The organism is Rhodococcus sp. 05-340-2, assembly GCF_002258915.1.
Lineage (GTDB): Bacteria > Actinomycetota > Actinomycetes > Mycobacteriales > Mycobacteriaceae > Rhodococcoides.
This window is the reverse complement of record NZ_NOYU01000027.1, coordinates 803834-827509: the sequence shown is the minus strand read 5'-3', so window position 1 is coordinate 827509 and position 23676 is coordinate 803834. Positions and strand designations below refer to the sequence as shown.

17 protein-coding genes and 1 riboswitch are annotated in these 23676 nt (G+C 65.6%); of the genes, 4 read left to right on the top strand and 13 right to left on the bottom strand.

The window, feature by feature from the left end:
- Positions 1-176: 176 nt before the first annotated feature.
- Together CH271_RS18725 and gcvP are read left to right on the top strand one after the other, a co-directional pair.
- The gene (locus CH271_RS18725; RefSeq protein WP_052047548.1) at positions 177-734 is read left to right on the top strand and encodes a MerR family transcriptional regulator; all 558 of its coding nucleotides are present in this window, start codon (positions 177-179) and stop codon (positions 732-734) included.
- A gap of 11 nt (positions 735-745) precedes the next feature.
- A riboswitch (glycine riboswitch) is annotated at positions 746-843 on the top strand.
- A gap of 193 nt (positions 844-1036) precedes the next feature.
- Entirely contained in the window at positions 1037-3889 is a 2853-nt protein-coding gene (gcvP, locus tag CH271_RS18720) for an aminomethyl-transferring glycine dehydrogenase (protein WP_094634444.1), read from the top strand.
- Positions 3890-3949: 60 nt separating this feature from the next.
- Here gcvP and CH271_RS18715 read toward each other — a convergent pair whose 3' ends face one another.
- From CH271_RS18715 to CH271_RS18675, 9 genes are all read right to left on the bottom strand, one after another.
- Complete coding sequence (locus tag CH271_RS18715) at positions 3950-5089, bottom strand: metallophosphoesterase (RefSeq protein WP_094634443.1); 1140 nt, start codon at positions 5087-5089, stop codon at positions 3950-3952.
- 3 nt (positions 5090-5092) lie between these two features.
- Complete coding sequence (locus CH271_RS18710) at positions 5093-6751, bottom strand: substrate-binding and VWA domain-containing protein (protein WP_256986448.1); 1659 nt, start codon at positions 6749-6751, stop codon at positions 5093-5095.
- A 67-nt stretch (positions 6752-6818) separates the two neighbouring features.
- Positions 6819-8993: a malate synthase G gene (locus CH271_RS18705; RefSeq protein WP_094634609.1), complete on the bottom strand. Its 2175-nt coding sequence runs from the start codon at positions 8991-8993 to the stop codon at positions 6819-6821.
- Between the two features lie 66 nt (positions 8994-9059).
- A complete protein-coding gene (locus CH271_RS18700) occupies positions 9060-9974 on the bottom strand; it encodes a 3-methyladenine DNA glycosylase (RefSeq protein WP_094634442.1) in 915 nt (304 codons plus the stop codon).
- Positions 9975-11111, bottom strand: a complete 1137-nt coding sequence (locus CH271_RS18695; protein WP_037189251.1) for a hemolysin family protein — start codon at positions 11109-11111, stop codon at positions 9975-9977.
- Positions 11104-12483 carry a hemolysin family protein gene (locus CH271_RS18690; protein ID WP_094634441.1) on the bottom strand — a complete coding sequence of 460 codons (1380 nt, stop codon included), beginning with the start codon at positions 12481-12483 and terminating at the stop codon, positions 11104-11106. The genes CH271_RS18695 and CH271_RS18690 overlap by 8 nt, the downstream gene beginning before the upstream one ends.
- A gap of 346 nt (positions 12484-12829) precedes the next feature.
- Complete coding sequence (locus CH271_RS18685) at positions 12830-14266, bottom strand: GuaB1 family IMP dehydrogenase-related protein (RefSeq protein WP_094634440.1); 1437 nt, start codon at positions 14264-14266, stop codon at positions 12830-12832.
- An 11-nt stretch (positions 14267-14277) separates the two neighbouring features.
- On the bottom strand, positions 14278-15177 hold the full coding sequence (locus CH271_RS18680) for a DMT family transporter (protein WP_094634439.1): 900 nt from the start codon (positions 15175-15177) through the stop codon (positions 14278-14280).
- Positions 15174-16478, bottom strand: a complete 1305-nt coding sequence (locus CH271_RS18675; RefSeq protein ID WP_256986447.1) for a DEAD/DEAH box helicase — start codon at positions 16476-16478, stop codon at positions 15174-15176. Before CH271_RS18675 ends, CH271_RS18680 begins: the two co-directional genes overlap by 4 nt.
- Positions 16479-16632: 154 nt before the next feature.
- On the opposite strand from CH271_RS18675, the gene CH271_RS18670 reads away from it, so the two are divergent.
- Positions 16633-17094 carry a DUF4262 domain-containing protein gene (locus CH271_RS18670; protein ID WP_256986446.1) on the top strand — a complete coding sequence of 154 codons (462 nt, stop codon included), beginning with the start codon at positions 16633-16635 and terminating at the stop codon, positions 17092-17094.
- Between the two features lie 70 nt (positions 17095-17164).
- Here the strand turns inward: CH271_RS18670 and gndA are convergent, their stop codons facing one another.
- The 4 genes from gndA to CH271_RS18650 all read right to left on the bottom strand — a co-directional run bounded on the left by gndA (position 17165) and on the right by CH271_RS18650 (position 22147).
- Entirely contained in the window at positions 17165-18616 is a 1452-nt protein-coding gene (gndA, locus tag CH271_RS18665; protein ID WP_094634437.1) for an NADP-dependent phosphogluconate dehydrogenase, read from the bottom strand.
- Between the two features lie 135 nt (positions 18617-18751).
- Positions 18752-20473, bottom strand: coding sequence for a DEAD/DEAH box helicase (locus CH271_RS18660; protein ID WP_037189258.1), 1722 nt, complete (start codon positions 20471-20473; stop codon positions 18752-18754).
- Positions 20474-20750: 277 nt separating this feature from the next.
- On the bottom strand, positions 20751-21707 hold the full coding sequence (locus tag CH271_RS18655; protein WP_037189259.1) for a M56 family metallopeptidase: 957 nt from the start codon (positions 21705-21707) through the stop codon (positions 20751-20753).
- Positions 21708-21730: 23 nt separating this feature from the next.
- Entirely contained in the window at positions 21731-22147 is a 417-nt protein-coding gene (locus CH271_RS18650; RefSeq protein ID WP_032398122.1) for a BlaI/MecI/CopY family transcriptional regulator, read from the bottom strand.
- A 199-nt stretch (positions 22148-22346) separates the two neighbouring features.
- On the opposite strand from CH271_RS18650, the gene CH271_RS18645 reads away from it, so the two are divergent.
- Positions 22347-23648, top strand: a complete 1302-nt coding sequence (locus CH271_RS18645) for an alpha/beta hydrolase (RefSeq protein ID WP_094634607.1) — start codon at positions 22347-22349, stop codon at positions 23646-23648.
- Positions 23649-23676 lie beyond the last annotated feature (28 nt).

Here is a 23676-nt window from a genome sequence, read left to right as displayed (position 1 = left end):
TCGCAGTACTGACTCGATCCGAACGCAGTGAGACATCCGAGAGGGAGCAGTCAGTGGGAGATCAGCCGCAGCAGCATCACGGCAGTCGAGGTTCCGAAGCCGCAGGCCGGACCGAGGACACGCCCGTCGGTGCCGATGCTCGGGTCGACACCCCCGAACAGGCGTCGAGCGCCCGAATCGAAGCGCCCCAGGACATTCAGCCGGGATTGTTCCCGGACGACTCCGTGCCCGACGAACTCGTGGGCTACCGCGTGCCGAGTGCCTGCCAGATCGCCGGCATCACCTACCGTCAGCTCGATTACTGGGCCCGCACCGGGCTCGTCGTCCCGTCGATCCGCGGCGCAGCGGGTTCGGGAAGCCAGCGGCTGTACTCGTTCAAGGACATGCTGGTCCTCAAGATCGTCAAGCGGCTGCTCGATACCGGTATCTCGCTGCAGAACATCCGAGTCGCAGTCGATCACCTGCGCCAGCGTGGCGTGGGCGATCTCGCCAACATCACGCTGTTCTCCGACGGCACCACCGTCTACGAGTGCACCTCGGCAGAAGAAGTTGTCGACCTGCTCCAAGGCGGGCAGGGCGTGTTCGGCATCGCCGTGAACGGTGCAATGCGCGAGCTCACCGGCACCATCGCCGACTTCCCGGCCGAACGTGCCGACGGCGGTGAAAGCCAGCCGAGCCCCGAGGACGAGTTGGCCTCGCGACGCAAGAATCGCGCGAGCCGCAAGACCGGCTAGACTTTCCCCGTCGCGCCCGCGCGGGAGAGTTCCGAGGCATCCAGTCTCGGACGCCGAAGGAGCAATACCTCCCCGTCAATCTCTCAGGCACACGGACCGTGTGGGCTTCGACAACTCTGGAAAGTGGTGGGAGCACCCACCCGCCCAAGGGGAAAGGTGCCGGCGCGCCGAAGTGGCGCGCCGTGTCCGACCGAATCTCTCAGGCGCACGCGTCAGCGGGCACACGACAGAGGGGGAGGAGCGGCCGGAGCGTATGCCTCGGTCGTCCGACGCCTCGTCTTTCCGGCACCTGGGAGCACATCGTGACCGACCGAACCGCTTCGCCCGCACACACTTTCGTGGACCGTCACATCGGCCCGGACCCGACCGAGTTGGTTCGCATCCTCGACACGATCGGCGTCGCCTCGCTCGACGAGCTGGCCCGCAAGGCCGTTCCGTCCTCGATCCTCGACACCGTGGTCGACGGCGTTCCCGACGGCTTGGCGATGCTTCCGCCTGCGCTGAGCGAGCACGAGGTGCTTGCCGCACTGGCCGACCTCGCCGGGCAGAACACCGTGGCGACGTCGATGATCGGCCTCGGCTACTACGACACGCTGACCCCGCCGGTGCTGACCCGGGGCATTCTGGAGAACCCGGCCTGGTACACCGCGTACACGCCGTATCAGCCCGAAATCAGCCAGGGGCGACTCGAAGCGCTGCTGAACTTCCAGACCATGGTTGCCGACCTCACCGGCATGGACGTGGCGAATGCATCGATGCTCGACGAGTCGACGGCGGCCGCCGAATCCATGACCTTGATGCGTCGCGCGAACAGGGCATCGAAGTCGCCTCGACTACTGGTCGATTCCGACATCTTCCCGCAGACCGTGGCCGTATTGGCCACTCGCGCCGAGCCGTTGGGGATCGAACTGGTCTACGCCGATCTGACCGACGGCCTCCCCGATGGAGAATTCTTCGGTGTCCTCGCGCAGCTGCCCGGAGCGTCGGGCCGTCTGGTCGATCACACGGCGATCATCGAGGCCGCGCACGAGCGCGGCGCGCTGGTTGCCGTGGGAGTGGATCTGCTCGCTGCCACCGTGGTGACTCCGCCCGGTGAGATCGGTGCGGACGTCTGCTTCGGAACCACCCAGCGATTCGGCGTTCCGATGGGATACGGCGGACCGCACGCCGGCTACCTCGCAGTGCGATCCGGTCATTCCCGTCAGCTACCCGGCCGTCTGGTCGGGGTCTCGCTCGATGCGGACGGTCACAGCGCCTACCGACTGGCGCTGCAGACCCGCGAGCAGCACATCCGCCGCGAGAAGGCCACCTCCAACATCTGTACCGCTCAGGTCCTGCTGGCCATCGTCGCTGCGATGTACGCCAGCTACCACGGCGCAGACGGACTGCGGGCCATAGCAACTCGGGTGAATACGCATGCTCGAACCGTGGCGGCAGGTCTGCGGGCAGCGGGTATCGACGTGGTGCACACGGAATTCTTCGACACCGTCCTCGCTGCCATCCCGGGTGGCGCTCAGGCCGTCGTCGACGGTGCCAAGCAGCGGGGCATCAATCTGCGGCTGGTCGACGCCGACCACGTGGCCGTCGCGTGCGACGAGGCGACGACGCCCGAGCACATCGCGAACGCGCTCGCCGCGTTCGGTGCAGAACCCGCCGGTTCCGGGGCCGTGTCGTTGCCCGCGAACACGACTCGCACCTCGGAGTACCTCACGCACCCGGCCTTCACCCGGTACCGCACCGAGACCGCCATGCTGCGCTATCTGCGTGCGTTGTCCGACAAGGACATTGCGCTCGATCGCAGCATGATTCCGCTGGGCTCGTGCACGATGAAGCTGAACGCGACCGCGGAGATGGAGTCCATCACCTGGCCGCAGTTCGCCCGTCAGCACCCCTTCGCCCCGGCCTCGGACGTGCCCGGACTGCTGCGGGTGATCGCCGACCTGGAACGGTGGCTCGTGGACATCACCGGCTACGACGCGGTCAGCCTGCAGCCCAACGCGGGAAGCCAAGGCGAGTACGCGGGTCTGCTCGCCATTCGTCGCTACCACCTCGGCAACGGTGATGCCGAGCGCACCGTGTGCCTGATCCCGTCGAGCGCCCACGGAACCAACGCAGCCTCGGCGGTGATGGTGGGCATGCGCGTGGTGGTCGTGGCCTGCCGGCCCAACGGCGACGTCGATGTCGACGACCTGCGCGCCAAGATCGCCGAGCACTCCGACACCCTGGCCGCGATCATGATCACCTATCCGTCCACCCACGGCGTGTACGAGCACGAGATCTCCGAGATCTGTGCAGCGGTCCACGACGCGGGCGGTCAGGTGTACGTCGACGGTGCCAACCTCAACGCTCTCGTCGGGCTGGCACGCCCCGGCCGATTCGGCGGCGACGTCAGCCACCTGAACCTGCACAAGACATTCTGCATCCCGCACGGAGGCGGCGGGCCCGGGGTCGGACCCATCGGTGTGCGGTCGCACCTGCAGCCGTACCTGCCGGGTCACCCACTGGCCCCGCAGCTCGGTTCGGGACCGACGGTGTCCGGTGCCCCCTACGGCAGTGCCTCGATCCTGACGATCACGTGGGCCTACATCGCGATGATGGGTGCGACGGGGCTGCGGCAGGCGACGTTGACGGCGATCGCGTCTGCCAACTACATCGCCCGTCGCCTCGACGAGTACTTCCCGGTGCTGTACACCGGCGACAACGGCATGGTTGCCCACGAGTGCATCCTCGATCTGCGAGGCCTGACCAAGGACACCGGAGTCACCGTCGACGACGTTGCGAAACGGTTGGCGGACTACGGCTTCCACGCGCCCACGATGAGCTTCCCGGTGCCGGGAACGCTGATGGTCGAGCCGACCGAGAGCGAGAATCTCGAGGAGATCGACGCGTTCTGCGATGCGATGATAGCCATCAGGGGAGAGATCGATCGCGTCGGATCGGGCGAATGGACGGTCGAGGACAACCCACTTCGAGGTGCACCGCACACCGCTCGGAGTCTGGTTGCCGAGTGGGATCACCCGTACTCACGGGAACTCGCTGCCTACCCGGCGGGCTACGACCGTCCCAAGGTGTGGCCCGCGGTGCGTCGCATCGACGGTGCCCACGGTGATCGCAATCTGGTGTGCTCGTGCCCACCGATCGAGGCGTTCGCCTGAGCCGAGAACAGAGCCCGCCACGTCGACGTGGCGGGCTCTGTCGTATTCGCTTCGGAGGCTTCAGCCCCGGGTGAGCTCGAGCATCGCGATCTCGGGCGGAGCGGCGACGCGGACCGGTGGACCCCACGCACCCGCGCCGCGGGTGGTGTACAGCGTGGTGTTGCCGATCGTGTCCAGCCCTTCGACACTGGGCTGCTGTAGCGGCACCAGATAACGGATCGGCCAGATCTGACCCCCGTGCGTGTGCCCGGACACCTGCATGTCGACTCCGAAGTCCGATGCCTCCACTGCCTGCAACGGCTGGTGTGCCATCAGTAGTACGAATCGATCGGGATCGATCCCGTCCAATGCCGCGGCGAGATCGGGTTCGTACGGGGCCGGTGCGGTGGCGTCGTTGATGCCGGCGATATCGATTGCAGCGTCGCCACGAGTGATCGTCGCGCGTTCGTTGCGCAGAACGTCGATTCCGAGCGTCGACCAGAAGTCGAGCCATTCGCCGCCGTCGCCCGCGTAGAACTCGTGATTGCCGCTGACGGCGAACACACCGAGCGGGGCGTCGAGGTCGCGGAGCGGCTCGAGATCTGCTCCCACCAGAGCAACCGTGCCGTCGATGAGATCGCCGTCGAGCAGCACGACATCTGGATTCTGGGCGTTGATCGAATCGACGACCTCTTGAACGAAGTCCGCGCCGCGGGAGGGACCGGCATGCAGATCCGACACCAACGCCACTCGGACTCCGTCGAATTCGGTCGGTAGCCGGTCGAGTGCGACGTCGGTGTTCGTCGCACGCGGAGTTGCCGCCTCGACGAGTCCGTACCCCACTGCGACCACGCTGACCAGTGCCACCGCCGCCGAGCCGATCCTCGACACACGCAGTCGAGCAGCGGACGAATCACGATGCCTCGCAGCGAAAACCACTCTCGTGACGGTGCATACCACGGCCACCAGAAGCGTTCCCAGGAACAAGTACAGCACGACGGCGAGCCAGCTGAGGCCGACGAACGCGGGGCCCCGTGCCCAGGACGGATCGAATGCGACGCCGCTGCCGAAGCCGATCACCGCACACAGCCACAGGAGCGCCAGCACGGCATCGACAGCCCGTTTGGGACGAGTCGGCATCCTGGTCACGGAGAGGAATCGCCAGTGCAGAAACAGGGTGACGAGGAGTAAGAAGACGCCGACAAAAAGTACACGAGACATGTTCTAGTACAGCAACTTTCCGAGTCGATCGATGAGGTCTGGCGAATCCGATGTCGATACTGCTTCCGCGGTGCCGCCGGTTTGGGCGGCGATGTCGTCGAACGAGGACACATCCGGGTTGTCCCCGATCTGCACGATGTTCACCGCGACCGGACGCGCCGGATCGGCCGCGGCGGTCAGGTCGGTGAGCAAATCCTCCATGGACAAAGAGGAGTCGTCCGGGCCGTCGGTGATCAGCACGACGGAATTGACGCGGCCGGGAACGTATCCGGCGACGGCGTCGAGATACGCGACCAGTACGGACGCGTACGTGAACGACCCGGTTGCCGGCGTCAACGCCGCCGCGGTGGTGGAGAGTGCTGCGCGTCTGGGAGTGGCTCCGACCGGAACCGTCATCGGGCCGGTGGGGACATCCACTCGGAAAGGCAGCGAGTTGTCCAGATCCTCGCTGAAGCTCCACAGGCCCAGCTCGGTGGAGTCGGGCACTCGCTGGAACTGCTCGTCGAGGGCGCGAACCGTGTTCTGCAGCCGAGTTGCACTGCCTTCGGTGGTGCCCATCGACTCCGATACGTCGAGCAGTACCGTGGCGCGGCGCGGCAGGACCGGATTTCGCAACACGGCCAGCAGTGCGTCGGCGACCGGTCCGGAAGGAGCAGTGACCGCGTCCGCGTTCACTGTCTCGCCGACGCCGAAGCCCGCCTCCGTGAGCAACTGCGCACCGTCCGGCTGCCGGACGAAATCGACGAACGCGGCGGCAGCCCGGGTCGATGTCTCATCACCGGAGAGCACGGCCGCGGGATGATCGGCAACGGGAGCGGGGCCCTGAGGCTCGACGACGGTCAACGTCGAGGAATCGGTCGATGCCAGCTGTTGTTCGGTGACCGGAACCGCGTGGACGGGGCCGTCGGGGCCGGGCGCGTTCTCGAGGGCCGCGAGCGCGTCGTAGGTGGTGGACGCGGACGTCGCGGAGGCACCGGTGTCGGTGAGAGCCAGCTCCGACACGGCCGAGATCAGTTCTCTCGACGAGACCTGTTCGAGGGTCAGTGCAGTGGTCGGATCGCCGCGTACCCCGGCAGCGATCGCGGCGACCGCGAGTGTGGTTGCGCCGGAATCGGATCCGGTCGGAAGGGCGAGACGGAGTGCGCCCCACTCGCCGAGACCGAGTGCCTGTGGGTCGCGTTGCAGTCGGACCAGGTCGGCCCAGCTCACAGTGGTCAGAGCATCGGCCACAGCAGACGGCACCGCGAGTACGACCGGACTCGTCGCGAGTGGCCGCGGGGTGCCGTCGACGGCACCCCTGTCGGTGACGGCTTCGACGTCGCCCGAGGACTGAGGTATCCACAGGCCCGGCCGAGCACCGAGTGCTTCGACGTCCCAGTTGTCGATACCGGCGTTCAACGCCGTCCGCACGGCGTCCGAAGACGTCGCTCGAACCTGCACCGTCACACAGTGATCCCGCACCACCGGTGCAGTGTCGTTGAATCGAGCAGCCAGTTGTTCGACAGGCCCGGAGATGTCGGGATCGGCGGCGACAGTGAGCACCGCCGATCCCTCCACACAGGTGTCGGCAGCTTCGACCCCTTGATCGAAGATGCGATCCCGCAGCTGAAACCATCCGAACACGGCCGCAACCAGCACCGCGATCGTTATCACGACGATCACGGGTCCGGCGGCTATCGAACGCCCGCGCCCTGTGTTCCGATGTTCACCCACGTGATCGACAAGTCCGTCAGGCGTTGACGGCCTTGTACTCCCGTCGGCGACGATGCAGGATCGGCTCGGTGTAGCCGTTGGGCTGGCTCGTGCCCTGGAAGATCAGGTCACTGGCAGCCTGGAAGGCGATGTTGGTGTCGAACTCGGGAGCCAACGGCTTGTACGTCGGATCGGATTCGTTCTGACGGTCCACCACCGGGGCCATCCGCTTCAGCGACTCGCGTACCTGGTCTTCGGTGACGATGCCGTGGCGCAGCCAGTTCGCGATGAACTGACTCGAAATGCGCAGAGTCGCACGGTCTTCCATGAGTGCGATGTCGTTGATGTCGGGAACCTTCGAGCACCCGACGCCGTGGTCGATCCATCGCACCACGTAGCCCAGGATCGACTGCGAGTTGTTGTCGAGTTCGTTCTGCTTCTCCTCGACGGTCCAGTCCGTGGACGGCGCGAGAGGGATTTCGAGAATGTCGTCGACAGTGGCGCGCTTGGCCTGTGCGATCTCGTGCTGACGGGCGAACACATCGACCTTGTGATAGTGCAGGGAGTGCAAGGTCGCCGCGGTGGGCGAGGGAACCCACGCCGTGTTGGCCCCGGCCTTGGGGTGGCCGATCTTCTGCTCGAGCATGTCGTGCATCAGATCGGGCATGGCCCACATGCCCTTGCCGATCTGGGCCTTGCCTTCGAGGCCTGCAGCCAGGCCGGTGTCGACGTTGAAATCCTCGTAGGCGGCGATCCACTTCTCGCCCTTCATCGCGCCCTTGCGAACGACGGGACCTGCCTCCATCGAGGTGTGGATCTCGTCGCCGGTGCGGTCGAGGAAGCCGGTGTTGATGAACACGACCCGCTCGGAGGCGGCCTGGATGCACGCCTTGAGATTGACCGTCGTGCGGCGTTCCTCGTCCATGATGCCGACCTTGAGCGTGTTGGTCGGCAGCGAGAGAACCTGCTCGACACGGCCGAACAGCTCCGCGGTGAACGCGACCTCGTCCGGTCCGTGCATCTTGGGCTTGACGATGTACAGCGAACCGGTGCGTGAGTTGGACAGCACGTTGTCCGAGGTCAGCGAGTGCATACCGGCCAGCGAGGTGAACAGTGCGTCGAGAATTCCCTCGGGCACCTCGTTGCCGTCGGCATCGAGGATCGCATCCGACGTCATCAGGTGACCGACGTTGCGGACGAACAGCAGCGAGCGACCGTGCAGTGTCAGTTCGGAACCGTCGACCGAGGTGTAGGTGCGGTCCTTGTTCATGGCACGAGTGAAGCTCTTGCCACCCTTGGAGACTTCCTCGGTCAGATCGCCCTTCATCAGACCGAGCCAGTTGCGGTAGCCGAGGACCTTGTCGTCCGCATCGACTGCAGCGACGGAATCCTCGAAGTCCATGATGGTGGTGACAGCCGACTCGAGCAGGACGTCCTTGACGCCTGCGCCGTCGGTCTTGCCGATCGGGCTCTCGGGGTCGATCTGGATCTCGAAGTGCAAGCCGTTGTGCACGAACAGGATTGCCGACGGCGCGTCCGGGGTGCCCTGGTATCCGAGCAGCTGTGACGGATCCTTCAGCCCGACCGTGCTGCCGTCGGAGAGAGTCACCGTCAGCGACGCCGCGTCGACGACGTATCCGGTGGTGCCGACGTGCGAGCCGGAGCTCAGGGGCAGCGCCTCGTCCAGGAAGTCCCGCGCGAAGGCGATGACCTTGTCGCCGCGGACCCGGTTGTAGCTGGTGCCCTTCTCGGCTCCGTCGGTCTCGGGAATGGCATCGGTTCCGTAGAGGGCGTCGTACAGCGAGCCCCACCGTGCGTTGGACGCGTTGATCGCGAACCGGGCATTGAGCACCGGCACCACGAGCTGCGGTCCTGCAGTGGTCGTGATCTCGGTGTCGACACCGGAGGTGCTGATCTGGAAGTCGGCAGGCTCGTCGAGCAGGTAGCCGATCTCCTTCAGGAATGCCTTGTACGCGGCTCGGTCGTAGTTCGGGCCTGCGTGCTCGCCGTGCCAGGCGTCGACCTTGCCCTGGATCTCGTCGCGGACAGCCAGCAACGACTTGTTCTTGGGAGCGAGATCGGCGATCACCGACGCAGCACCGGCCCAGAAGGCATCCGAATCTACGTTCGTACCCGGCAGCGCCTCCTTCTCGACGAAATCGAATAGGACCTTGGCGACCTGAAGTCCACCAGCCTGCACACGATCGGTCATGAATTCCTCACTCTTTCCGGTCACGGACACCGGCTGACCGGTGTCCCCACGACAACGCTGTCGATGTTACTCGGCGGTAGGTCCGACGCCGAACTCGCCGCCGATCAGTAAATTCTGGCATCGAGCGATCAACGCCGAACGCAGAGGTGCCGCTTCGCTCGACAATTCTCCCTGCGCACGCACGTATTCCGCGCGACCGGCCGCGGTCTCGATCCGAATGGGTTCGAGATCGTAGTCGCTCAGGTCGTACGGACTCGCGCGCATGTCGATCGTTCGCGCGTGCAGAGCCAGCTCGAAGCAGTCGGTGAGAAACTCGGAATCGATCAGTGGCCCCAGCTTGTAGCACCACTTGTACAGATCCATCGAGGCATGGATACAACCGGGTTGCTCGGATGTCAGACGCGAATCCGGAGACAGCGCAAGAGCGTTGCGCGGCGCAGCATCGGGGGTGAAGAACCGGAAGGCGTCGTAGTGGGTGCAGCGCAACGTCGTCGAATCGACCACGGCATCGGTTCCGTCGTGTCCGAGACGCAACGGCACCTGGTCGTGACGCTGTGCCGAGGTACCCCCGCGATAGACCATCGCCCACTCGTGCAGTCCGAAACAGCCGAGCACCGGGGGCTTTTCCCGGGTGGCGGCGAGCAGGCCGAGGGTGAATTCGATACTCGATCGTCGTCGCTCCACCAGATCCGACCGCACCCGAAAACCCGGGCCGTCGTCGGTGTCCACCTGCTCGTAGGACGCGAACGCCGCGAAATCGTGCGCACTATCACCGGTGAGGACAACGCCGTGGCCTGGATTCCACCGGCGCAGCTGACCCGGGCGATGACTGTAATAGGTGAACAGGAAGTCGAGAACCGGATGAACGCCGCCGTGACCCCGGTCGGTCAGATAGTCACCGACCAGGTTCTCCACCCGCGCTGCATGCGCAGCGCGACGAGTGATCCACTGCTCCTCGCGCAGCAACGTCGAGTCCGACATTCACACGTTCCGTGGGGGAGCGGGCGTGGACTCGACGCTGGACGACGATTGACCAGGACGAGGACCGGCCACTCGGTGGGTGCCGTCTCGAACCGTACCGACGAATTCCTCGACCAGGTCCTCGAGGGCGACGATGCCGACCGTGGCACCGGTTGCGTCGTGCACGGCACCGAGATGGCTGCTGGCCCGACGCAACTTGGTCAATGCGTCGTCGAGCACCGTGTCGATGGAGACCACCGGTAGCGCCCGCACATCGCTGCGGGGAATGACCGTGTCCGGTCCTGCCGACTCGTCGGCCATGTCGTCGAGGACGTCCTTCAGGTGCAGGTAGCCCACCAGTGCCCCCGAGGCGTCGCGAACCGGATAGCGAGAGAATCCCGTTTCGATGACAGCACGTTCGACGGAGCCGAGAGTGGGTCCGAGGGTGTGGTCGGGCCCGGACAACTCGATACTGCGAACCTGGTGCGAGGGAATCAGAACTTCACCCACCGTCCGGCCGGATGTCTCGAGCGCCTGCCGCAATCGTCGATGCTCCTCGGCGTCGATCAATCCTTCCGATCGTGATTCGCCGATCATCTGCGACAACTCGACCGCCGACACCGAGGAACTCAGCTCGTCCTTGGGTTCGATCCGCAGCAGTCGAAGGGTCAGGTTGGCGCACATGTTGTAGAACGAGATCAGCGGCAGCGCCACCTTGATGAACAGCAGATGGATGGGCACCAGAACCATCGCAGTGCTCTCCGGGCCCGCGATGGCGATGTTCTTGGGCACCATCTCGCCGATGAGAATGTGCAGCACGACCACGAGCGTCAACGCGATGGCGAAGGCGATCGGGTGCAGGAAGGACTCGGGAATGCCGACTGCCTCGAGCGGAACCTCGATCAGGTGTGCCACCGCGGGCTCCGCCACACGACCGAGAAGAATCGAACAGATCGTGATACCGAGCTGGGCAGCAGCGAGCATCTGCGACAGGTTCTGACCGGCCTCGATGACACTCTGCGCGCGCTTCTTGCCTTGCGCGAGCAGAGCTTCGAGGCGATCCCGCCGGGCCGAGATCAGTGCGAACTCGGCACCGACGAAGAATGCGTTGCCTGCGAGCAACAGAACGGCGAGACCGACTCCGAGGAAATCACCCATCGATCTCACCGTCCGATCTCATCCGAGCCACCGCTGCCGCGTCGACGGGCAGGAGCACCACCCGGTCGATGCGGCGTCCGTCCATACGGATCACCCGTGCCACCCAACCGCCGTCTCGTTCGAGCGGATCCTCGTTGGCCGGGGGAGGCAGCAGAACTGCGTCCCCCTCGGTCGGAATGCGACCCAACTCGGTCAGCACCAGACCGCCGATGGTTTCGTACTCGCCCTCCGGCGCGGAATACCCCGTGGCCGACGCGACCTCGTCGATACGCAGCAGGCCTGCGCAATCCCATCCGTCGCCCGACCTGGAGACGTCGAGCTCCGGCTCGTCGTGTTCGTCGCGCACGTCACCGACGATCTCCTCGATCAGATCCTCCATCGTGACCATGCCCGCGGTACCGCCGTATTCGTCGACGACGAGCGCGACCTGCATGCCGTCGGCGCGCACCCGTTCCATCACCGCATCGCCGTCGAGGCTGGACGGTACGACCGGTACGTCGCGTGCCAGAGACTCGACCGTCGTCGAGCGACGGTGCGATCCGGCGACGGTGAACGCATGCTTGATGTGAACGACGCCGATGGTGTCGTCCAGATCGCCGTCGACCACCGGAAACCGCGAGAAGCCGGTTCGCGCAGCCGTTTCGATCAGATCGGCCACGGTCGCGTCGGTGGCGAGCGTTTCGATCTTCACTCGTGGCGTCATCAGTTCCTCGGCCGTGCGATCACCGAACTGCAACGACCGATCCACCAGTCGGGCAGTGTTCTCGTCGATCGATCCCTGCCGTGCCGACGTGCGGACCAGTGAACCCAGTTCCTGCGGCGACCGCGCGGATCTCAGTTCCTCGGCCGGCTCGATCCCGAGCCGGCGTACCAGCCAGTTCGCCGACCCGTTGAGCCCGTTGATGGCCCATTTGAAGACCAGCGAGAACCCGGCCATCGCACCGGCGGTGACACGAGCGGTCGACATCGGTTTCGCGATGGCGATGTTCTTGGGAACCAGCTCACCGAAGATCATCGAGAACGAGGTGGCCAGGATCAGAGCCACCGCGAGCGAGATGCCTGCGGAGAGGGTCTCGGATGCGCCCAACGCGTCGGCCACGGGTCGAATGAAGCCGGCCAGTACCGGTTCGGCGAGATAGCCGGTGATCAGTGTCGTGATGGTGATGCCGAGTTGGGCGCCGGACAGCTGAAAGGACAGTGTCTTGTGGGCGTGCAGAACTTGGCGGGAGCGCAGGTCGCCGTTCGCTGCCTGTGACTCGACTGCACTGCGTTCGAGAGCAGTGAGGGAGAACTCGGCCGCGACGAACAGCGCGGTTCCTGCCGTCAAGGCGACGAAACCGAGCAGGCTGACGATGGTGAGAAGAAGTGCCACGCGTCAACTCCGCCTGAGCCGGGACCGTCGAAGCTGGGAAAGGAGCATCGCGCCGCCGGAGTGCGCGTGGCTGCCGAAATCTGTGTCGCCGGGTTTCTCTCCCGGCTCGATAGAGGATCCCTCCGAAGTGGAACCGTCGTCGTGTTGTTCCGCAGTTGCCGCGACGGCAACCGAGATAGTGGGTGCCTCGGGCACCTGATTCCCTTCTGTCCGGTTCGCGCTGTGGTCCCACTCCGTGCGGAACCGACCGTTCGGCGCGCGTCGGCAATCGAATGCTCGAATTTCCGACGCGTGGCGAGCGCGAACAACTGTGTGTGCTGTTGGTGAGTCTAACCGTGCCCGACGGTCACCACCCGGAGGGCAGGGGCCGTCCCTCGGCGAATCCGGCGGCGGACTGGACTCCCAGAACCGCTCGTTCGGCCAACTCCGGAAGCGATCGGGCTCCGGCATACGTACAGGTACTGCGAACTCCGGCACAGATGTGATCGATCAGATCCTCGACACCCGGCCGATCGGGATCGAGGCGCATCCGCGAACTGGAAATGCCCTCCTCGAACAAGGCCTTGCGAGCCCGGTCGAATGCCCCGTCGGTGGCGGTACGGGCGGCAACGGCCCGCTTGGACGCCATGCCGAAGCTCTCCTTGTACCGATTGCCCGATGCGTCCACTCGCAGGTCGCCGGGCGACTCGTAGGTGCCGGCGAACCACGAGCCGATCATGACGTTCGCGGCACCGGCAGCCAGTGCGAGTGCAACGTCACGAGGATGGCGCACACCGCCGTCGGCCCACACCGACGCCCCGAGTTCGGCCGCCGCAGCGGAGCAATCGGCAACAGCCGAGAACTGGGGGCGTCCGACGCCGGTCATCATGCGTGTCGTGCACATCGCTCCTGGCCCGACGCCGACCTTGACGATGTCCGCCCCCGCCTGCACCAGATCACGCGTGCCCTGGGCGGACACCACGTTGCCTGCCGCAAGCGGAACGCCGAGATCGAGGGAGCGCACGGCAGCGAGGGCTTCGAGCATCTTCTGCTGATGCCCGTGAGCGGTGTCCATGACGAGCACATCGGCTCCGGCCTCGACCAGTGCGGTCGCCTTCTCGGCCACGTTGCCGTTGATGCCGACCGCGGCAGCGATACGGAGGCGTCCCGACGCGTCGACTGCAGGCGCGTAGATACCGGTCCGAATGGCGCCGGTCCTGGTCACGACACCTGCGAGGGAGCCATCGTTCTCGACGACGACGGCAAGGTGGGCGTGTGCCGCCTCCATCAGCTCGAAGACTTCCTTGGGCGACGCGTGGCGAGGGGCGCGCACGAAGTCGGCCGACGCCACGGAACTGAGCCGCGCGAATCGGTCGACGTCGGCGCAGGCACTCTCGGACACCACTCCGATCGGCTTGCCGTGTTCGACGATCACAACCGACCCGTGTGCACGCTTGTGCATCAGGGCCAGGGCGTCGGACACGGACGCGTTGGGGCCGAGGACGACAGGTGTGTCCGCGATCAGGTCACGACTCTTGACGAATGCGACGGTCTCGGCGACGGCCTCGGTGGGGAGATCCTGTGGGATCACTGCTATCGCTCCGCGGCGTGCGACGGTTTCGGCCATGCGCCGTCCGGACACCGCGGTCATGTTCGACACGACGATCGGAATGGTGGTTCCCGAACCGTCGACCGTACTCAGGTCGACATCGAACCGCGACGTGACGTCGGTTCGGTTGGGGACGAGGAAGACATCGTCGTAGGTGAGATCGTAGGGCGGTCGGTGACCATCGAGGAACTGCACGTTGATCGAGACTACCGGTCGGTCGCAATCGGTGGGGCCGACGCCCCGTCCACCGTCTCCGTTTCGATGCGGGTCGACGCCTGAGTCCGCGACAGTCGAATCGTCGTGACGACCATGACGAACACCGCCACGGCGATGATGGCGAGGGAAGCCCCGTCGGTTCTGATTCGCTCGTCCAGAACCGCGATGCCGATGAACGCCGCGCCGAGAGGCTCGCCTATCGTGACGGCCGGTAGCGACGCGGACAGGGGGCCGACCTGAAATGCGCGCTGCTGCAGGTAGAACCCGAGAGCACCTGATCCCACCAGGGCGTAGGTCTGCCAGGCGGCCAGTGCACCGAGCAGGTCGCTCTCGACCAGATCGGTGACGAACTTCGTCAGAGCCGCAGCCAACCCGAACAGCAAGCCCCCCGCGGCTCCGAGCAACAGAGCCCGCGCGCCGGGAGTTCTGACCAGGACACCACCCACCGCAGCGCCACCGATCACGACCGCGGCGATGATCAGCGGCACGATCCAGTCGGACAGAGGGGCGTCGGTGTCACCTTCGCTGGGATCGCCGACCACGATGAACACCGCGAGGGCCGCAGCCAGGAGAAATGCGAGCACCCACGTCGAGGCGGGGAGTGCCCGGCCCGCCAATTTCGCCGACATCGGGAGGGCGAACAGCAAGGCGGTGACCAGCAAGGGCTGTACGACCAGGACAGAACCGACCCACAGCGCAGCGATCTGAACCGCGTAGCCGCCCCCGTCGCCGAGTACGCCCACCCACCATCTCGGGCTTCGGATCAGGGCCGAGAGCAGTGACGTTCCCTCGGGAACCGATGCTGCGGCGCTCTGCTGTGCCACCGATGCACAGGCGAACAGGAATGCCGAAACCAGGGCGAGCGCGATCGAGAACCAGGAGGCCGTCACCCGCGTCGTCCTCTGCTGCCGCCCCGCCTGCCTCCGGCCCGCCCGCTTCGCTCGTGTCGGACGGGTGCGGCACCGCGTCGTGAACCACGAGGTGCGGGTGATTCCGCAGCCTCGGCCGGCAGCGGTCTGCCGATGGGTGTACGCGCCCCGGTCAGACGACGCCACGAGGTGGGATCGGTCTCGGTGTCGACCACCGTTGCCGAGACACCGGCGTCGCCTGCCATCGCACACACGTGATCCAGCTGTTCGGCGGTGGCCAACGTCACGACGGTTCCGCTGGCTCCGGCGCGTGCAGTGCGGCCTGCGCGATGCACGTAGTCCTTGGAATCCAACGGTGGGTCGACGTGGACCACGAGGGTGACGTCGTCGACGTGAACCCCGCGTGCCGCGACGTCGGTCGCGATCAGCGCGGTCGATGCGCCGTCGCCGAAAGCGGCAAGCGAACGTGTGCGGTGTGCCTGAGTTTTGTTGCCGTGAAACGACGATACCGATACGCCCAGCCGGCGACAGTCGTCGGTGAGTCGGTCGACCGCGTGAGTGGTGCGGACGAACAGCAACGTGCGACCGTCTCTGTTGGCAAGTGCGGCAGCCACTTCGGTCTTGCGGGCAGCATCGACCCTGAACACGTAGTGCGCAATGTCGGGCTCGCTCACCGACTCCGCCGTGGAATGTTCGGCCGGATCGTTCAGGAACTTCGCGACCAGGCGGTCGACGTCCTCGTCCAGGGTCGCCGAGAACAGCAGCCGCTGGCCGACGGCCGGTGTCGCGGCGAGAAGCGACTCGACCTGAGGCAGAAATCCCATGTCCACCATGCGATCCGCCTCGTCGATCACGGTCACCTCCACGCGATTCAACGTGATCGAGCGTCGCGCGAGCAGGTCGTTGAGGCGACCGGGGGTGGCAACCACGATGTCGATTCCGCGCTGGATCTCTCGAACGTTGCGCTCGAGCGGAACGCCGCCGACCACACCGACGCTGCGCAGGCCGAATGTCGCACCGTGGACGTCGAGCACTTCCTGGATCTGGAGCGCAAGTTCGCGCGTGGGAGCCAGGACGAGTCCACGCGGTGCACCGGGCTCACTGCGACGGCCGGCGAGCCGCACGAGCAGTGGTAGCCCGAATGCGAGAGTCTTCCCCGATCCGGTCGGAGCACGGCCGAGCACATCGCGGCCGGCAAGCGCATCGGGCAGGGCGGCGGACTGGATCGGAAACGGCTCGGAGACACCCGCTTTCCTCAGTGAGTGCACGAGAACCACGGGCAGTCCCAGTTCTGCGAACGATCGAACGGATTGACCCGGCATGGATGTGACCCTACCGCTGCGTCGACCAGGCGTCGGAATCGTCTTGTCGGTGCCCCGCGCAATACTCGGGGTAGAACGCATGTTCGATCGGCGTTCGACACAGTGATTGCCGAGGGGGCGATCGCACGCAGAGTGTGGGGGAGCTATGTGCAAGATGTGTCAGGGCTTCGGCGTCGACGAGTACATCGGAGACGTCAGGCGCACCATGGAGCAATTCGGGTGGGCATTGCAATACGTCGAATCCGAGGTCGACCGTGACGGAATCCACCCGGCGTTCTGTTACACCGTCGGCCTCACCGATTTCGGGAGTCCGGAAATAGTCCTGACGGGGCGTGGGCCGACCGAATCCTCTCGGATACTCAACGCACTCGGCGCGTCGGTGGCCTCGGGGATGCTGGAACTCGAAGCCGGAATCGGTTGCTCTGCCGCGGGATTCGAGATATTCACCATCGATGTTCCGGACTGTGCGGACATCCTGTACACGGCATCCGACGTGTACGGCACAGGCTGCTTCAGTGCCGTACAGGCGGTGTGGAAGGACCTGGAAGGTGCACTGCCGTGGGAGGGCATCCCGTCGACGGTGGTCCAGCCGGTCCTCGGGCCGGTGCCCGTCTGACCGGGTTTCCGGTACGTCTCACCGGTGGCGCTGCGTGATGCACGCAGCGCCACCGGCGCACGATCGTCGGTCAGGCTTCGATCTCGGATCGATCGCCGCTCCACAGAGTGTGGAACTTCCCTTCCGAGTCGGTTCGCTCGTAGGTGTGCGCACCGAAGAAGTCCCGTTGTCCCTGGGTCAGAGCGGCAGGTAGACGCTCTGCCCGCAACGCGTCGTAGTAGGAGAGCGAGGACGCGAACGCGGGGACCGGAATGCCCAACGAGGCCGCGGTGATGACGACCCGACGCCAGCTGTCGATGGCGTTCTCGATGGCATCACGGAAGTACGGGGCCAGGATCAAGCTCGGCAGTTCGGCGTTGTCGTCGTACGCGTCCTTGATGCGATCGAGGAACCGAGCGCGAATGATGCAGCCACCGCGCCAGATCGTGGCGAGGTCACCGGGATGCAGATTCCAGTCGTATTCGGTACTGCCCGCGGCGATCTGATCGAAGCCCTGTGCGTAGGCGACGATCTTCGACGCATACAGAGCCCGACTGATGTCGTGCGTGAACTGCTCGGCGTCGGTGGGCTTGTCGGCGAGTGTTCCCGAGGCGAGCCCGACGGCTGCCTTGCGCTGAGCGCGTGACCCCGACAGAGCTCGAGCGAACACCGCCTCGGCGATACCGGTGACGGGAACGCCGAGGTCGAGGGCCGCCTTGACGGTCCAGCGACCGGTGCCCTTCTGCTCCGCGGCGTCGACGATCACGTCGACGAGAGGCTGACCGGTCTTTGCATCGACCTGGCGGAGAACCTCGGCGGTGATCTCGACGAGGTAGCTCTCCAGATCACCGTTGTTCCACTCGGTGAACACGTCCGCTACCTGAGCCGGCGTGTAGCCGAGGGCATCGCGGAACAGGTTGTACGCCTCACCGATGAGCTGCATATCGGCGTATTCGATGCCGTTGTGGACCATCTTGACGAAGTGGCCGGAGCCGTCGGGTCCGATGTGGGTGCAGCACGGCGTGCCGTCGACCTGTGCTGCGATGGATTCCAGCAGCGGCCCGAGGGCTTTGTAGGACTCTGCCGGACCACCGGGCATGATCGACGGTCCGTTGAGAGCGCCTTCTTCGCCGCCGGAGATACCGGCACCGACGAAGAGCAATCCGCGCTCCTTCATGGCCGCCTCGCGACGGATGGTGTCGGTGTACAGGGCGTTACCACCGTCGATGATGATGTCGCCCTCCTCCATCGCGCCTGCAAGCTCCTCGATCACCGCATCGGTGGGGTCGCCTGCCTTGACCATGATGAGCACTCGGCGCGGCTTCGCGAGAGCGGCGACGAACTCCTCGATGGTTTCGGTGCGAATGAAGGTGCCCTCGGTGCCGTGATCGGCGATCAGGGCATCGGTCTTGGCGACGCTGCGGTTGTGCAATGCGACGGTGTGGCCGTGATGGGCGAAGTTGCGGGCGATATTGGAGCCCATGACGGCGAGTCCGGTGACTCCGATCTGAGCCAGTTCTGTCGGTTCTGCTGCTGAGGTCATACCGACAGCTTTCCCTGCCGAGAGATTTCGCGCGAGCCAACCCCCCGGCAACGACAACGGGTGCCGCATTCGCGAAGAATGCGGCACCCGTTGGTGCAGTTCAGGTCGGATCACGACCTCACGGTGACGAACCGATCAGTGGCTGCGAGCCGGACCGTCGAAACCGTCGTACGAACGGCGTTCCGTGCGGCTGCGGAAGCCTCCGGAGCGGTGCTCGTCCTGGCGGGGGCCGGACGCGGGACGACGGTTGTCGGAGCCACGGTACGAGCTCGAGTCGGAGCGACGCGGGCGATCGCCCTGGTAGCCCTCGCTGCTGCGCGGGTTGGAGCCCTGGTATCCGCCGCTGCTGCGGGGGTTGGAGCCCTGGTAGCCCTCGCTACGCGGGCTCGAACCCTGGTATCCGGTGCGGGGACGGTCACCCTGGTAGCCCTCGCTGCTGCGCGGGTTGGAGCCCTGGTATCCGCCGCTGCTGCGCGGGTTGGAGCCCTGGTATCCACCGCTGCTGCGCGGGTTGGAGCCCTGGTATCCACCGCCGCTACGGGGATTCGATCCCTGGTATCCGGGACGGCTGTTCCGGTCGCGGGGAGCGGACTCGGCGCGCAGGGGCTCACCGGTCGGCTTCTTCGCCCCGGTGATGCTGTTCAGCTCGGCCGAACCGGGCGAGACGTTGACGGCGGTGGCCTTGACACCGGCCATCCCGGTCAGACGCAGAACCTGACGACGCTGGTTGGGGAGCACGATCGCGACGACGGTGCCCTTCTCGCCTGCGCGCGCCGTGCGTCCTGCGCGGTGCAGGTAATCCTTGTGGTCTGCGGGCGGATCGACGTGAACGACCAGGTCGATACCGTCGACGTGGATGCCGCGAGCGGCAACGTCGGTAGCGACGAGGACGGGGGTACGGCCGTTCTTGAAGCGCTCGAGAACGCGGGTGCGCTGATTCTGTGCCTTGCCGCCGTGCAGTGACTCCGCGGCGATACCGAGCGCACGCAGGCGGTCGGTGATTCCGTCGCAGCCAAGCTTGGTGCGCGCGAACATGATGGTGCGGCCGCCTTCGCGGGCACCGATCTCGGACAGAACCAGATCCTTCTGACCCCGGTCGACCATGAGCACGTAGTGATCCATGGTCCGGACGCTGGCCTTGCCGTCCTGGGTGGAGTGCTCGACGTGATCGGGCAGGAACTGGCGTACCAGCGACTGAACCTCACGGTCGAGGGTGGCCGAGAACAGCATGCGCTGTCCGTCTGCCGGAGTATCGGCGAGGACGGCACGTACCTCGGGCAGGAAGCCCATGTCGGCCATCTGATCGGCCTCGTCGAGCGCGGTGATCTCGATGGAGTCCAGGATGCAGGTGCCCTGACGGAGGTGATCGGCGAGGCGACCCGGGGTGGCGACGAGGACATCGACTCCGCGGCGGAGCTGCTCGACCTGCTTGTTGAACGGGGTGCCGCCGACGGCGGGCATGACTCGCAGGCCCTGGGCATTGGCATAGGGAGCGAGGGATTCGACGACCTGGAACGCGAGCTCGCGGGTGGGGACCAGCACGAGCGAACGCGGGCGCTTGGCAGCCGGGCGGTCGGTGTGCAGCGACAGGCGCTGCAGGATCGGCAGGCCGAAGGCAAGGGTCTTGCCCGAGCCGGTCTGCGCACGACCGAGGACGTTCTTACCGGCGATCGCGTCGGGAAGTGCCTTCTCCTGAATGGGGGAGGGCACGGTGATCGAGTTGCGCGCCAATGCGGCGACGACTGCCTCGGGCAGTCCGAGATCGGCGAAGGTGAAGGCCGGTGCCGCTGCGGGCGTCGGGACTGCCGTGGTGTCGGAAGTGGTGGAAACGGGTGTGTTGGAAACAGCGTGGGTCACGCAGTAAAGCCTCTCCGGATTACGGGCACGCCAATAAGCCCGAAGCTGAGAGCACCCGAAGAACCGGGAAACACGAAAAACAGCCAGAACACATTGATACGAGCCAGGGCACTGTCACCTGGCCATCAGAATGCAGATGAGAACTGCATAAAGTGGGGCTGTTTGTGCCATTTCGATTGCTAGGTCGCGATGGCGACCGGTCTCTACTGTACGGGACGCAGCGCGAATTGTTCGAGTCGAGTCGATGTGACCTGTGCGACCCCGATCGCGTACGGACTCACCCGACGAGCTTGCTCAGTTCCTCCAGCCACGGCATGGCCACGTAGATCGTCGGAAGAACGAGGATCACGACGGCCGCCGCGTAGGCGGCCGCGGCGATGCGCACATCGCTGCCCGGGCCGCTCAAGCGCTGAACACGGATGAGGGTGTGCGGACCTCCGGCCGCCATCGCGCCACGCGGTGCGGTGGACCCGGCGCACGTGACCAGTGCCCTGGCCAACGGAGTGGGCCCGGTGACCTTGACTGCCGAGTCGTCTGCGAGCAGCTCGACCAGCAGCTGCACACTGCCGAGTGCCGACTTGCTGCGGACGATCCGTGGGAACGCTTCGTTGACGGCGGTGAACGCTTCGAGGACCAGGTCGTGGCGGGCGCGCAGGTGCGACCGCTCGTGACTGAGGATGGCGGTGATCTCCGCCTCGGAAAGGCTGGCCAACGTTCCCCGGCTGAGAACTACCCGCTGACGCAGACCGGGTAGGCAGTACGCGATCGGTTCGGCCGCGTCGAGTACGCGGATATCTGCATCGCGAAGACCACGAAAAGGGTTCTCGCCCAAGTCGCTTCGATCGAGAAGATCGACGAGCACGCGATGCCTGGATCGTCGACGACGGGTTCTGACCGCTACCCGAACGACCGAGAACATGAGCTTGGCACCGATACCCAGCGTGATGGCGAGGACGACGACGTAGAGGATCCACAGGGGGAGACCGAGCGCGTCGATCTCGTCGGTGGGTGCCGTGGTGGGGCGACCGTCCGGTCCTGGGACCAGCAACAGTCCGCCGATCGCGAGACCGGAGCTGAAAGCCGAGAGCACCGCTGCGAGAGCGATTGCCTGCCACAGCACGAGCGCCGCGCGCGGTGACCGGTACGGCCAGCTCGCGCGAGCGAGCACTGCCGGAACCGGCCCAGCCAGGATCAGCGCGAGTACTGCGAATACCAGCGCAGTCGTCGAGTTCATGTCCTCACTTACTGCCGCGAGCGTCAGTCCGTCGGACGGCCATCTCCAGCCGAAGGGGACTTCGATGTCGATTGTGCCACTTCCAACGCGGCCAGCGCCTCACGGAGGGCGGCGGCTTCGTCGGCCCCCACCTGACCGACGAAGTGCACGAGTGCCGCTGCGCGTCCACCCGATGCCGGTGCCTGCGACAGCGCGTCGACCATGAGGCTCGCGACCAGCTCGTCGCGGCCGTGCAACGGTGCGTACCGGTGCGCTCTGTCGTCGCGTTGCTGCACGACCAGCTTCTTCTTCGCGAGTCGCTGCAGCACCGTCATCACCGTCGTGTACGCGAGTTCGCGATGCGTCGCAAGTGCCTCGTGGACCTGTCGAACGGTCTGGGGATCCGACGACTCCCACAGATGGTCCATCACTGCGCGCTCTAGTTCACCAAGACCAGCCATTCGTCCGAGTCTACGGCTACTCCGACGCGGATGCGTACTACTCGTGGTAGTACCGACCGCCGAGGCAGTGTGCGTTCGGTCATAGTCGCCGCTGCCGGATTTCGGCGGGTCACCATCGACGCGGTGTCGCGGACGAATATTCTGACGGTAGTTCGTGCCGCATCTCGGTCCGAATCCGTCAGACGAGCGGAGCTCTCACGTGGATTGGTTCGATTCCCTTTCTTTGATCGACGGACCGTTGCCTGTCATCGTTGTCGTCGCCGGAGTACTCGGCGGTGTGTGGCTGCTCGTCTCCCGCTCGCGGCGGTACATGACGCGTGGGCTCCCGATTGCGGCAACGGCGGCCGTCGTGGTCACCGTGATCGGTTACCTGATCGTCGAAAAGGTGTGGCGACCACTCCCGGATCCGATCGAGACGTCCATCTATGTCTGGATCGGGGTCGGCCTCGCGTCCCTGTTCGCGGTGACCCCACGTTCGGTCGCGGCGCACGGGGTTGTGGGTACGTTCGCGTCGGTCGTCGCGGCCGTGCTCGTTGTCGCAGTCTCGGCGCTGAACATCAACCTGAAGTTCGAGGCGTATCCGACCGTGGGTACTGCACTGGGGGTCGAATCCGCGAGCCGCATTCAGTTCTCCGACGTGCCTGCGGCGGTTTCTCGGACCGTCACCGGAACGCCGCTCGATTCCGTATGGACCTCACCGGCAGGAATGCCGTCCGCAGGACGGATCACCTCGGCTGCCATCCCGGCCACGGCGTCGAACTTCTCTGCCCGCGACGCGCAGATATACCTTCCCCCTGCCTATTTCTCCGATCCACGTCCGCTGCTGCCGGTACTCGTACTCCTCGCCGGGCAGCCGGGCGACCCGGAGGACTGGCTCAACGGCGGCAAGCTCGCCGAGACGATGGACGACTTCGCCCGCGACCACGCCGGCCTCGCGCCTGTTGTGGTCGTGGCCGACGGCACCGGTTCGCCGATCGACAACCCGCTGTGCGTCGACTCACCGCTGGGCAACGTCGACACGTACCTCTCGCGCGACGTACCCGACTGGATCGACAGTTCTCTTCAGGTCGATCCGGATCGACGACACTGGGCGATCGGTGGACTGTCCTACGGCGGAACGTGTTCCATCCAGATGGCGACAAACCATCCTGACGTCTATCCCACCTTCCTCGACCTGTCGGGTCAGACCGAGCCCAGTCTCGGAGACAGGGACCGCACCGTCCGGGAGGCCTTCGGCGGAAATCCGGCAGCGTTTGCTGCCGTGAACCCACTCGACCTGCTGAAATCGCGTCAGTACCCCGATTCGGCCGGGATTTTCGTCGTGGGGTCGGACGACAACGACTACAAACCCGGTCAGCAAGAGATGTACAACGCGGCGAAGGCTGCCGGAATGGATGTGCAGTACGTGGAGGTTCCGGGCGGACACAGCTTCGCGGTGTGGTCGGAGGGGCTCCGACGCGAGCTGCCGTGGCTGGCAACGAGAACAGGGTTGATTTCGTGAACGTGACCGATCCGGAACGACCGTCCGC

What these genes read in the sequence shown, in the direction of transcription:
- CH271_RS18705 (WP_094634609.1), bottom strand. Translation starts at nt 8,993, where the DNA reads ATGACCGATCGTGTGCAGGCTGGTGGACTTCAGGTCGCCAAGGTCCTA.
- CH271_RS18670 (WP_256986446.1), top strand. Translation starts at nt 16,633, where the DNA reads ATGTGTCAGGGCTTCGGCGTCGACGAGTACATCGGAGACGTCAGGCGC.
- CH271_RS18650 (WP_032398122.1), bottom strand. Translation starts at nt 22,147, where the DNA reads ATGGCTGGTCTTGGTGAACTAGAGCGCGCAGTGATGGACCATCTGTGG.
- CH271_RS18700 (WP_094634442.1), bottom strand. Translation starts at nt 9,974, where the DNA reads ATGTCGGACTCGACGTTGCTGCGCGAGGAGCAGTGGATCACTCGTCGC.
- CH271_RS18695 (WP_037189251.1), bottom strand. Translation starts at nt 11,111, where the DNA reads ATGGGTGATTTCCTCGGAGTCGGTCTCGCCGTTCTGTTGCTCGCAGGC.
- CH271_RS18655 (WP_037189259.1), bottom strand. Translation starts at nt 21,707, where the DNA reads ATGAACTCGACGACTGCGCTGGTATTCGCAGTACTCGCGCTGATCCTG.
- gndA (WP_094634437.1), bottom strand. Translation starts at nt 18,616, where the DNA reads ATGACCTCAGCAGCAGAACCGACAGAACTGGCTCAGATCGGAGTCACC.
- CH271_RS18715 (WP_094634443.1), bottom strand. Translation starts at nt 5,089, where the DNA reads ATGTCTCGTGTACTTTTTGTCGGCGTCTTCTTACTCCTCGTCACCCTG.
- CH271_RS18675 (WP_256986447.1), bottom strand. Translation starts at nt 16,478, where the DNA reads ATGCCGGGTCAATCCGTTCGATCGTTCGCAGAACTGGGACTGCCCGTG.